Origin of the sequence: Achromobacter sp. UBA5777, assembly GCF_002418565.1 — a bacterium.
Lineage (GTDB): Bacteria > Pseudomonadota > Gammaproteobacteria > Burkholderiales > Burkholderiaceae_B > Achromobacter > Achromobacter animicus.
This window is the reverse complement of sequence record NZ_DIEJ01000071.1, coordinates 1-11,069: the sequence shown is the minus strand read 5'-3', so window position 1 is coordinate 11,069 and position 11,069 is coordinate 1. Positions and strand designations below refer to the sequence as shown.

Below are 11,069 nucleotides of genomic sequence, written 5' to 3'. Positions count from 1 at the left end.
CACCGAGCTGCGCTCGTCCGGCGAAAGCGGCGCGGCCATCCGCTACGTCAAGCACTCCATCGACGCCGACGACGTACGCCGCCACATCCAGTCCGGCAAGCAGTGCACGCGCCTGGCCATGACCTGGGCCGACCGCGTGTCGTTCGTGCTGACCGAAGGCCTGGACGTCAAGCGCGTGGCGCCCCTGGACGTACTGAAGGAAGGCAACGAAGGCGTCGCCGCGAATGACGACGAAAAGTTCGATTCCGACATGATGCTGATGACCGGCGAACTGGCCAAGATGATGGCCGAGCTGGTCGAGGCGCTGGGCGGCGAAAAGAAGATCTAAGCCTTCTTACCCGCATCGGCAACAAGGGCTGCCCCTAACGGAGCAGCCCTTTTTCATGCCTCGACGCTGCGGTCACGGCCGGCCTGCTTGGCCTTGTACAACGCCTTGTCGGCGCGATCGATCAGATACGCGTAGTCGGGATGGCCGTCGAAGGTCGCCACGCCGATGCTGGCCGTCACCTGCAGCGCGCCCGCATCGGCCATCATGAAGCGGTGCCGGCGGATTTCGGCATTGAGTTTTTCAGCAGCGGCCAGTGCGGCGCCGGGTCCCGTGTCCACCAGCACGACCAGAAATTCCTCGCCGCCGTAACGGAACACGAAGTCGCTGGAACGACAGGTCTGGTGAACCACTTCGGCGAACTGGCGCAGGATCTGGTCACCCCCTGCGTGGCCGTGCGCATCGTTGATGGCCTTGAAGTGATCGATGTCCAGCAGCAGCACCGAAAAACTGGACCGCTGACGCTGGGCCAGCGAGATCTCACGGCCGATGACGGACGGCAGGAAACGCCGGTTCAGCACGTTGGTGAGCGGATCGCTGCCGCTTTCGATCTCGGCAACCATGTCGAAAAGGCCGTTGAGCAGATGCTTGATACGCGCCACCAGCTCTTGCAGCTCACGAACCTGGTCGGGCAGCGATTCCTGCTCGTGGCCGCTCCCTTGCATCATCCGCGGCAGCACCGTGTCATCCAGGCGCGCCACGGCCTCCGTGATCTGGCGTAGCGCCGGCGCGCTTTCAAAGAGCACCGCGCCCTTGTGCTGCAGCCACAGACCGAACTCCGAGGCTGCCAGACGCGGCAGCGCCTGCTCCGGCGTCCGGTAATGCAGGCCGATCAGCACCGCCTGACTCCACTCCAGCAACGCGGCGCGTTGGCGTTCGCGCTCGGTCGAGATGTTCTGCCCCAACGCGAAGAGGCGATAGGCCTCGTCGTTGCGCGCGCCGCGGTTGATGTCGCGCATGAACGCGCGGCTCATCTGCTCGATCGCCAGATCGAACAGGTTGCAGACGTATTGCGTGGCTATCGATGTCGCCATGCCATCCAGGCCGCTTGCGCGCAGACGCTGCGCGATCTCGTTCTTCAGGATGCGGGCGCCTGCCATCACCAGATGGATCGGAATGTGGACGCGCGCATGGACCTCGCCGACCTTTTTCTGCGTGGCCAGCAGCACATCGATGTCGCCCTGGTCGCGCACACACAGCAGGTCCTTCAGCCAATGCGTCATGCCGCGATGCAGGCGCGTCGACACGATTTCATGCGAGAGCCGCGGGCCGGCCTCGGCATCGGCAAGCAAGGTGGAATAGAAGGCGTCGACCAGCTGCGTGGCGTGGTCCGACACCACCGCCGCAACCTGGCCGCGCGTATCGGCGTCGACCGATTGATAGACCGCTTCCCAGGCCTGCGCATTGGAGGCGCTCAGGTAACAATCGTGGCCGCCGACCGCGTTTGCGGGGGTCGCGTTGGCGGTGGGGGCCGCAGGAGGAACACCGGTACTGCTCGAAGACATAAGCTCATCCGCCCAAGAACGGCGTGCGCGCCTGGCAGCGGCACGCGCCCGAAAAACCAGCGCGGATTATGCTTGAATTCACCGCGGCGGGGCCGCGCTTGCGGCGCCGCCAAGAACTGCTGACGTCAATCCAGGCCGTGGAAGACCGAATCGTCGGGACCGACATGCGACGGATGCTGCCACGTCACATCACGCAGCGAATGCTGCACCAGCCCTTCCACCCCCAGCAGCACGGCGAAGATCGCCATGCGGATGGGAATGCCGTTATCGGTCTGGCGGAAGATGGCCAGACGCGGATCGTGGTTCAGGTCCACGCTGAGGTCGTTGGCGCCCGGACGGCTGTCGCGCGGCAGCGGGTGCATCACGATCGTCTCGGGGCTGCAATAGGCGTCGATGATGGCGCGGTTGACCTGGAAGTCCGGCGTGTAGCCCTCGTTCTCTTCGTTGGCGAAGCGTTCTTTCTGAACGCGCGTCGCGTAGATGACGTCGGCGCCTGCCAGGCCTTCGGCCAGCGAGGACTTCTGTTCGATGATGTTGCCGTTGCGGCTGGCCTGCTCGACGATGTAGGTCGGCATCTCCAGGCCCTTAGGCGAAATCAGCGAGAACTTCACGTTCTTGTACAGCGCCATCAGCTTGATGAGCGAATGCACGGTGCGGCCGTATTTCAGGTCGCCGACCATCGCAATGTGCGCGCCGTCCAGCAACTTACCCAGGCGCGAGAATTCGGTCAGGATGGTGTACAGGTCCAGCAGCGCTTGGCTGGGATGTTCGCCCGGGCCGTCACCGCCGTTGACCACGGGGATGTTCGTGGCGCGCGCGAATTCCGCGACCGAGCCTTGATCGGGGTGGCGGATGACCATCGCATCCACGTAGCCGCTCATGACGCGGCTGGTGTCATAGATGGACTCGCCCTTGGCCATCGACGAGAACGTGAAGCCGGTCGTGTCGCACACCGAGCCGCCCAGGCGGCAGAAGGCGGAACCGAAGCTGACGCGGGTGCGGGTGCTGGCCTCGAAGAACAGGTTGCCCAGCACGGCGCCTTCCAGCACGCGCGACACCTTCTGACGGCGCGCGATGGGTTGCATCATGTCGGCCACGCGGAACAAGTCTTCGACGGAGTCGCGGGTGAACTGGTCCACCGACAGGAGCTGGTTCTTGCCTTCGACGGCGATGCGGTCACGCAAAGGACCGTCTTGTACGCTTTGCGTATATTTTTCCAGCAGCACGCCGTTTTGCACGATTTCGCTGACAAAGCGCTGCACGACTTCCGGCATCGCGCGAAATTCCTGCGAACCTTCAGGCAGGAGCCAGGTATCAAGCGCCCGGCGCTTGACGCCAATGCGCGTGGCAAACACGTCGCGGGTGAGGTTGAGGCGGCGCATGGCGTCGCGCAGAAAGGCTTGCTGGGAGATGCTCATGACGGGCCCCAAAAAGAGGATTTATATACGCAGTGCGCATATTATTCCGACCATCTACACAAGTCCAACATTTTTGCGCATACGGGTTTACCCGCGATTTTTACCGCTGAGCGTAGGCCGCCGCCTGTGGTGTCGCCGTCACGGCCTGCCCGGCCGCGAACCAGCACGCTGCGCAGAAGGCGAGCATGCTGGCCAGGAAGCAAATCAGCGCCAGCAATTGCGCAGGCCAATGATCACGCGTCAGATGGCCACTGTACCCTTGCCGCAACAGGCTGACCTGCGCCAGGTACGCAAACGCCACCCCCAGCCCTGCCAGCACCAGGCCAGCCAGGAAAAACAACAAGGGAATCTGCAGATCGGGCGCGGCGATGTCCTGCCCCACGATGCCCAATGTGAATCCGACCAGGATCAGGGCGGCACCGCCATTCAACCACCCCAGAAAACGAAACGCGCCGGCCAGCAGCGCGAACGACGCGCCGTTTGCTCGGAGCTGCTGGGCGCGGGCGTCCATGGATCAGCCGCCGGTGGCGCTACGACACGTCGGCGTCGCGCTCTGTATCGACGTGCGCGCCGCGGCGATCTCGGCCTCGTCCCAGCGCCCTTCGCCCAGCACCGTCACGGTCACCTTGGCGGTGGCGGGGCCATCGGCCTCCGCGGAAATCAGTTCGAGCACGGTCGCCGGCTGGCCGACCTTGTAAAGCTGGATTTCGTCCGGCGCGCCCTTCTCGCCAAGGCTATGACGCCAGGCATAAGAGACGCCATAAGGATGGCTGACCTGCGTATGGCACGCGCGCACGTATTCGCCGGCTCGGCGGAATGCCGCCTGATAATTGGTGTCGACGCTGAAGGTCTCCTTCTTTGCGGTTTCCGACTCGTAGACCCCGGTGCTGGCGCATCCGGCCAACGTGGCCGCCAACGTGACAGCCACCCATACAGACTTGCGCATGATTCTTCCCGCCATTGCTATTCGGACTTTCGCGATTATGCCAGCGGCTGCAAAAAGGCCACGCCGAAAGTGCCCAAGAGCGGCACTTCCTGCGTGGCCTTGCGCCGTCATGACGGCAAAGGGCCTGATGCCCTACCGCTTTTCCGCGGCTCCTTCGATCTTTTCCCCGCCCCGCTGAATATCTTTACCGGCCCCGGCAACGGTGTTGCACCCCGCCGTCAGCGCAGCAATCGAGAGCATCATGACGAGAAAGACTTTGTTCTTCATAAACATCTCCTGTCTGGGCATGGAAAAAACCGAACCCAGCATACCTCAAAGGCCGCTCGGTGACACAAGCCGGTCACGTGTAACAACACCGACAAAAAACCGTCACCACCCTTACGCGCCGGTGACACTTGCGACGCATTCTCGCCTGTCGCGTATTTGCCGCCAATGGATTAGGATGCGCACATGACGAAGAAACAAGCATCACAATCCGCCGGCGCCAGCCCGCAAGGCTGGGGCTGGGAACAGCCCCAGTGCCGCGGACAGGCCGCCCTGGCGCTGTTCATCGACGACCTGCATCGCATCTTGCAGACCCATGCCGCCGGTAAGCTGGCCGATAGCAGCACGCTGGCGGACGCGCAGGCCCAGGTCAATGAATTGCTGGCGCGGTACAACGAAATTTCTGCCGCTCCGGAAATTTTTCTGGGGCAGTCAGTCGAACTCAAAGAAGGCATCGACCGCAGCGGCGTAGCGCATACGGTGCCGATTTTTTCGCCGCGCTTGAAGCAGTCGCTGGTGTCGATGCTGGGACAAGGTCCGGGATGACAACCCGGCAAGCGGCCCGGCTGGCGATCGAAGAGTACAGCCCCCAAAGGAAGGAGACTACAAGATGAGCACGGACAACGTTGTTGAGTTTCTCCGCCTGCTGTCCCTGGACGTCACGCTGGGCACCGCTGCCCAGCACGCCGCAAGCCAGGCCGACGCGCCGCTGGCCCTGGCCCGCTTGGCAACCTCACACGGTCTGCCGTGCAACGCCTCGGATTGGTCTTCCTTCGCGCGCAACTGCCTGGACAACCTCGACCTGACCGAGGGCGACACAGGCATGGCGAACGCCACGATCTGGCAACTGGTGCAGGATCCCGCCCACGGAACCACCATTCCCGCCAGCGCCATCACCCGTGTGATCGGCATCATTTCGCAGCCCGAAGGCGAGCCGCCCGTGGTCGGCCACGTCGTCAGCGATCTGGCGCCCCGCGCGCCGATGAGCATGGCGCCGCACCCGACGGGTTCCTGATCTTCAGTGCGCCCGCTGTCCGTTCAGGGCGGCGGATTCAGGACAGACTTTTCAGTCCTGTCCCTTCAGAAAATCAATTACGCCGGCCGCGCCGCGTGCGCCGCTAGCCATGCAGGCGGTCAGCAGGTAGCCGCCCGTGGGCGCCTCCCAATCCAGCATTTCCCCCACACAGAAAACGCCGGGCACGGCATTGAGCATCAGCCCGGTGGTCAGCCCCTCGAAGGCCACCCCGCCCGCCGTGCTGATCGCTTCGTCGATCGGGCGCGGTCGCCGCAGCGTCAATGGCAAGGCCTTGATCCGCTGCCCCAGGCGTTCGGGGTCCTTGAAGTCTTCGGCGCTGGCGCATTCCCGCAGCAAGCCCGCCTTCACCCCCGTCAGTCCCAGCCGGCTTTGCAGATGGCTTGACATCGAGCGGGCGCCGCGCGGATGCGTCACCCCCGCCATCACCTTTGCGTGCGACCAGTCCGGTGCAAGATCCAGCATGGCCACGGCGGTGCCGTCGGCCTCGATCCGGTCGCGCAGGGTGGCGGACAATGCATAAACGAGACTGCCTTCAATGCCCGTCTCGGACACGACGAATTCGCCCTGGCGGCCAGGCCCGCCGCAGGACATGGCCACCGGCTTGACCGGCTGGCCGGCAAAGCGACTGCGAAAGTGATCGGACCAGTCCACGTCGAACCCGCAGTTGGCGGGCCGCAATGGCGCAACCGGCACGCCGTGCGCCTGCAGATCCGGCATCCAGGCGCCATCGGATCCCAGCTTGGCCCAACTGCCGCCGCCCAGCGCCAGCACGACCGCATCCGCTGCATGGCGCGCTTCACCGTCGGGCGTCGCAAAGCGCAGCGAGTCCACGCCGGGATTGTCGCCACGCCAGCCCAGCCAGCGATGCCGCATATGAAACCGCACACCCTGCCCGCGCAGTCGGGCAAGCCAGGCCCGCAGCAGAGGCGCCGCCTTCATCTCCTGCGGGAAGACCCGGCCCGACGAACCCACGAATGTTTCGATGCCCAACGCATGCGCCCAATCGCGCAGACCGGCGCCGTCCATCGTCTGCAGCCATGGCTGCACGAACGGGGCGCGGTCGCCATAGCGGGCAAGAAAAGGCTCGGCGGGCTCGCTATGCGTCAAATTCAGGCCGCCGCGGCCCGCCATCAGGAATTTGCGGCCGACCGACGGCATGGCGTCGAACACGTCCACCTGCGCCCCGGCTTCGCTCAGCCTTTCCGCCGCCATGAGACCGGCGGGGCCGCCCCCGACGACGGCAACGCGTTTGGCGGACAGGCTCATGGCGCCGCCGCCTTCATGACAGGACGCGAGCGGGAAAAGGCGGAAAGCATTCGGGAGAAGTCGGAAGGAGAAGGGACGAAGGACGGCGCGGCCACCGGGACGCAGATTGTCTCACGGCGTCAGGGGGCCTTCCACGAACGCGCGTCGCAACTGCACGTTCCATTGTCCCGAAAGGCTCGCAGCGGCCAATTCTTGACCGCAGGCGCCAAGCCTATGTTTTTGCTGGAAAAATTCGATATACGCAGCAGCTATCCCAAGGGTTTTCCACAATCCCTGTGGGTAACTGCCGCGTTCTGGGGAGGGTATCAGGCGCGCTCGGCTGCGTGCATGGGGCCGGACCAGGGCTCGGCATCGAGCTGAAAACGCAGTTCCTGATATTCGCCGTCGACCGCGACGCTGCGCAGCAGGCCGGCATCGAGCGCCTGTCCAAGCGCGCGGCGGCAAAGGGTTTCGGGATCGTCCGGCAGCGACTGGAACACGCCATCGGGGATGCGCAGCCTCAGCAAGGCAGAGGGATCGCCGCGGTCGGCCGGACGGCCGATATGGATGTGGGCGGGATACCCGTGCGGGCACCAGATGCCCACGTGGTACTTGCCCTCAGCGCCCGTATCAGCAACGTAGCCGGGATGATCGTATTTTGCGGTTCCCATGGACACTCCTTGTGTGCGGCAACGTAGCGCGCGTGGCCCATGGTAGCGCAGGGTTGCGGCCGTGTGCGGCCGCGGATACCCGGGAAACTCCGGACGCGATCCAGGCATGACCCAGCGCAATCGCCAGGCGAAAAAAAAGCCGCGACATTGTCGCGGCTTTTCTTACTGCGGTCTTGCCGGGTGCATTTGAAACGCGCCACCGGAAAGACCGGGTACTGCTTGAAACTGGTTGCGGGGGCAGGATTTGAACCTACGACCTTCGGGTTATGAGCCCGACGAGCTGCCAGACTGCTCCACCCCGCGTCTGATGTGTGAATCATACATCATTTTGAAATCTTGTGCAGCGCACCCACGCGAATGTTTCCGTTTTTCGACAGAAAACCGCGAAAAACATGGGCGACGTGGCGCAGGATCGTGCTCAGGCGCCCCATGCAATCCAGGCAGATCACCTGCGCACCGACAAGCGCGGTAAGGCGCACCGCGCCCCCGTAGGCCACCCCGTGAACCTCGCCCGCGTTGAGCCGGGCTGGTACGACGCGATGCAGGCCCCCTGCGGCTTCCAGGCCGCTTGCCGCTTCCTCGACGCGCACGCTGCCTTCGACGCAGACGACGGCAGCGCCTGCGCGCAGAACGAAAATCCGGCTGGCGCCGGCGGGAATATCCAGGCGCAGGCCTGGCGAGGCGGGGTCGGAATGCGGGGTCATGATGATCTCCAGAAGGACCATCACAGGCTACGCGCGCCCTGCTTTGCGCAACAGTCACAAAAATCGGCTTTCTGTACCGATGCAGAGGGTCGATTTTGTGACTGTTATGGTGTACTTTGCCTGCATCTGTGCCTACCCACCGTCCAACCCCGGGGAGCAAGATCGGCGCATGGAACCTCAACCGCTGTACCTACGCCTGGCCAATCACTACCGGCGCGCCATCCAGACGGGCGTGCTGGCCCCCGCCCAGCGCATGCCCTCGGTCCGCACGCTGGTGCGCACCCATCACGTCAGCCTGTCCACGGCGCTGCAGGCCTGCCGCCAGCTCGAGGACGATGGCCTGATCGAGGCCCGTCCCCGCTCCGGCTACTTCGTCCTGAAACCTCGCCGCAACAGCATTCCGCCCGTGGCCGAGCCGGACATCCGACAGACCCTGGGCGCGGCGCAGTATGTCGGCATCCACGACCGGGTTTCGGACTTCATTGCCAAATGCGAAGCGCACCGGGTCAGCGCCAACTTTGCGCTGGCCGCGGCGGTGCCTCAGGCGTATCCCATGGAGGCGCTCAAGCAGGCGATGACGCGCGCACTGCGGCAGTCGCCGGAGGTGCTGGTCAGCCCGGTGCCGCCGCAGGGGCATCCTGACCTGCGCGGCGTGCTGGCCCGTCGCGCGCTGGCCAACGGCATCAACGCCACGCCGGACGACGTCATCGTCACGCATGGCTGCATCGAGGCCCTGAATCTGGCGCTGCGTGCCGTGGCCCGGCCCGGCGACACCATTGCCGTGGAATCGCCCGCCTACTTCGGTCTGCTGCAGATCCTGGAAAGCCTCGGCATGCGCGCGCTCGAGATTCCCACCAGCCCCCAACACGGGCTGTCGATCGAAGCGCTGGACCTGGCCTTCCAGACGCACGGCAATATCCGCGCTGTCGTCGTCGTGCCGAATTTCCAGAATCCGCTCGGTTGCGTCATGCCCGACGCGCACAAGGCGCGACTGGTGGCGCTGTGCGAGCGCCAGCAGGTGCCGCTCATCGAAGACGACACGTACGGCGCACTGACCGACGACGACACCCCGTTGGCCGCGGCGAAATCCTGGGACGCCACGGGCAACGTCATCTATTGTTCGTCGATGCACAAGACGCTGGCCCCTGGCATGCGGCTGGGCTGGCTGCTGGGCGGCCGGTGGAAAGCCCGCATCGCCATGCTGAAGTTCGCGCAAAGCCGGCCCAACGAACCGCTGGCGCAGATCGCCGTGGCCGAGTACATGGGCTCGCGCGCCTACGATCGCCATCTGGCCCGACTGCGGCGAGAACTGAAGACGCAGCGCGACCTGACCGCCGAGGCGATCGCCGCGCATTTTCCGCGAGGCACGCGGCTGAGCGTGCCGCAAGGCGGGATGCTGCTCTGGGTGGAAATGCCCGAGGGCGTGTCGGGCATGGACGTCTTCGAGGCCGGGCTGCGGCAAGGGATACGCGTGGCGCCCGGCGCGATGTTCTCGAATGGCGCCCGCTATAACCACTTCCTGCGCATCAGTTGCGGACAACGCATCACGCCGGAGATCTCGCACGCATTGGTGACACTCGCGCGCATCGTGGAAGAAAGGACAGCATGAACGCGGAACTGCATCAATTCATCGCGGACTATGGCCTGTGGGCCGTGCTGGGCGGGACCTTCCTGGAAGGCGAAAGCGTGGTGGTGTTTGCGGGATTCCTGGCGCACCAGGGATTGTTCCATCTGCCCTACGTCATGCTCTGCGCGTTCGCCGGCTCGTTCATGGCGGATCAACTGCTGTTCCTGCTGGGCCGCCGCTACCGCGACCATCGCTACGTGCAGCGCATCCGCGCCAAGCCGGCGTTCGGCAAGGCGCTGGCGGCCATCGACCGATATCCCAACGGTTTCATACTGGCGCTGCGCTTTCTGTATGGGTTGCGTACGGTGGGGCCTGTCGCCGTGGGCGTGTCCAAGGTGCCGGCCCTGCGCTATCTGGTGCTGAACGCCATCGCCGCCATGATCTGGGCGGTCTGCTTCAGCCTGCTGGGGTTTGTGTTCGGCCGGACCATCGAAGCGCTGCTGGGACGCCTGCACGGCGTGGAAACCAAGCTGGCCGTGGCAGTAGCGCTCGGCGTGCTGGTGTGGCTGGCCTATCAGGTCTACGCGCGTCGCCGCAAATAGCGGGCGCGTTCAGAACACCAGCTTGCCGTTTGCGCGCTGCACATGGCGGCGGCGCGCGTTGCGGTACAGCATGCCGATGATGGGCAGCTTTGCAAGGCGGCGCAGGATCGGGTGACGCTGGTCGAAGTCGTGCCAGGCCTTGAAGCCATGGCCCATGCGCTCCCAGCTCTCCCTCGCCTCGGGGGAAAGCTTGCCGGGGTCAAATGCCGCCAGCTTTGCCGCTTCCGAAACGCGCGCCACGAGGGCGCGGTTCCGGCCTTCCAATGAATACTGATTCCGCATGGGGCCGCATATTACCCGGGCTTGGCCTGCCGTGGCGGCGCGCCGGTTGCGCATTGCTTCGGCGCAATGGAGCCGCTTTTGAGCGCCTCACGCAAGCCGTTGTAATTGAAGGAGTTTGTGGATCTATGCCCGCACTATCCCAAGGCTTGTCCACAGAACCTGTGGGTAACTGCCGCCGGGCGCCTCACTTCAGGGCGGTCAGGACCATGTCACGCACGCTTTCGAAACCCGCGACGTATTGCGGATTTTCGGAACGCGCCAGCAGGCCGGAGTAATTCTGCTCCAGCTGCGCCTCGATGGCCTCGCGCAGGCCCGGCGAATTCTTCGCCAGATGCAGCATCGAGAGCAGCGTGGTATTGAGCGCGTCGATGCGCCCACCCTGATGCGAGATGGTGTGCACGACAACGGCGATCTGTTCCTGGATGTCCATGATGTAAAGCCTCCTGGCATTGAAATCTGGCGCGAATCCTAGCATGGCGTTTCGGCGCGGCCGGCATAGGCGCG

15 protein-coding genes and 1 tRNA gene are annotated in these 11,069 nt (G+C 64.6%); 5 read left to right on the top strand and 11 right to left on the bottom strand.

Annotated elements, in window-relative coordinates:
• A partial coding sequence (locus B3446_RS04995) for a recombination-associated protein RdgC (RefSeq protein ID WP_291378090.1) occupies nucleotides 1-328 on the top strand: 328 nt, incomplete at its 5' end.
• Nucleotides 329-381: 53 nt separating this feature from the next.
• Here B3446_RS04995 and B3446_RS04990 read toward each other — a convergent pair.
• The 5 genes from B3446_RS04990 to B3446_RS04970 form a co-directional block, all read right to left on the bottom strand.
• Nucleotides 382-1,830, bottom strand: coding sequence for a diguanylate cyclase (locus B3446_RS04990; protein WP_291378089.1), 1,449 nt, complete (start codon nucleotides 1,828-1,830; stop codon nucleotides 382-384).
• 125 nt (nucleotides 1,831-1,955) lie between these two features.
• Entirely contained in the window at nucleotides 1,956-3,248 is a 1,293-nt protein-coding gene (locus B3446_RS04985) for an aspartate carbamoyltransferase (RefSeq protein WP_056322519.1), read from the bottom strand.
• 100 nt (nucleotides 3,249-3,348) lie between these two features.
• Nucleotides 3,349-3,759: a hypothetical protein gene (locus B3446_RS04980; protein ID WP_291378087.1), complete on the bottom strand. Its 411-nt coding sequence runs from the start codon at nucleotides 3,757-3,759 to the stop codon at nucleotides 3,349-3,351.
• 3 nt (nucleotides 3,760-3,762) lie between these two features.
• On the bottom strand, nucleotides 3,763-4,194 hold the full coding sequence (locus B3446_RS04975; protein ID WP_291378086.1) for a BPTD_2524 family lipoprotein: 432 nt from the start codon (nucleotides 4,192-4,194) through the stop codon (nucleotides 3,763-3,765).
• Between the two features lie 132 nt (nucleotides 4,195-4,326).
• Nucleotides 4,327-4,461 carry an entericidin A/B family lipoprotein gene (locus B3446_RS04970; RefSeq protein WP_105241420.1) on the bottom strand — a complete coding sequence of 45 codons (135 nt, stop codon included), beginning with the start codon at nucleotides 4,459-4,461 and terminating at the stop codon, nucleotides 4,327-4,329.
• A gap of 183 nt (nucleotides 4,462-4,644) precedes the next feature.
• Here B3446_RS04970 and B3446_RS04965 point away from each other — a divergent pair, with 183 nt between their 5' ends.
• Nucleotides 4,645-5,004, top strand: a complete 360-nt coding sequence (locus B3446_RS04965) for a hypothetical protein (RefSeq protein ID WP_175124645.1) — start codon at nucleotides 4,645-4,647, stop codon at nucleotides 5,002-5,004.
• Between the two features lie 64 nt (nucleotides 5,005-5,068).
• The gene (locus B3446_RS04960) at nucleotides 5,069-5,473 is read left to right on the top strand and encodes a hypothetical protein (protein ID WP_175124646.1); all 405 of its coding nucleotides are present in this window, start codon (nucleotides 5,069-5,071) and stop codon (nucleotides 5,471-5,473) included.
• A gap of 51 nt (nucleotides 5,474-5,524) precedes the next feature.
• Here the strand turns inward: B3446_RS04960 and B3446_RS04955 are convergent, their stop codons facing one another.
• The 4 genes from B3446_RS04955 to B3446_RS04940 all read right to left on the bottom strand — a co-directional run bounded on the left by B3446_RS04955 (nucleotide 5,525) and on the right by B3446_RS04940 (nucleotide 8,114).
• Nucleotides 5,525-6,760: a TIGR03862 family flavoprotein gene (locus B3446_RS04955; protein ID WP_291378081.1), complete on the bottom strand. Its 1,236-nt coding sequence runs from the start codon at nucleotides 6,758-6,760 to the stop codon at nucleotides 5,525-5,527.
• 305 nt (nucleotides 6,761-7,065) lie between these two features.
• Nucleotides 7,066-7,410: a hypothetical protein gene (locus tag B3446_RS04950; RefSeq protein ID WP_175124648.1), complete on the bottom strand. Its 345-nt coding sequence runs from the start codon at nucleotides 7,408-7,410 to the stop codon at nucleotides 7,066-7,068.
• A gap of 226 nt (nucleotides 7,411-7,636) precedes the next feature.
• A tRNA-Met gene (locus B3446_RS04945) sits at nucleotides 7,637-7,713 on the bottom strand.
• 20 nt (nucleotides 7,714-7,733) lie between these two features.
• A complete protein-coding gene (locus B3446_RS04940; RefSeq protein WP_291378079.1) occupies nucleotides 7,734-8,114 on the bottom strand; it encodes a hypothetical protein in 381 nt (126 codons plus the stop codon).
• 169 nt (nucleotides 8,115-8,283) lie between these two features.
• Between B3446_RS04940 and B3446_RS04935 the strand changes: the two genes are divergently transcribed.
• The gene (locus tag B3446_RS04935; RefSeq protein ID WP_175124650.1) at nucleotides 8,284-9,723 is read left to right on the top strand and encodes a PLP-dependent aminotransferase family protein; all 1,440 of its coding nucleotides are present in this window, start codon (nucleotides 8,284-8,286) and stop codon (nucleotides 9,721-9,723) included.
• The gene (locus B3446_RS04930; RefSeq protein WP_191576584.1) at nucleotides 9,720-10,283 is read left to right on the top strand and encodes a DedA family protein; all 564 of its coding nucleotides are present in this window, start codon (nucleotides 9,720-9,722) and stop codon (nucleotides 10,281-10,283) included. The genes B3446_RS04935 and B3446_RS04930 overlap by 4 nt, the downstream gene beginning before the upstream one ends.
• A gap of 9 nt (nucleotides 10,284-10,292) precedes the next feature.
• On the opposite strand, the gene B3446_RS04925 is transcribed toward B3446_RS04930, so the two are convergent.
• The gene (locus B3446_RS04925) at nucleotides 10,293-10,523 is read right to left on the bottom strand and encodes a hypothetical protein (protein ID WP_224776755.1); all 231 of its coding nucleotides are present in this window, start codon (nucleotides 10,521-10,523) and stop codon (nucleotides 10,293-10,295) included.
• A 226-nt stretch (nucleotides 10,524-10,749) separates the two neighbouring features.
• Nucleotides 10,750-10,995: a hypothetical protein gene (locus B3446_RS04920; protein ID WP_056567399.1), complete on the bottom strand. Its 246-nt coding sequence runs from the start codon at nucleotides 10,993-10,995 to the stop codon at nucleotides 10,750-10,752.
• Between the last annotated feature and the right edge of the window lie 74 nt (nucleotides 10,996-11,069).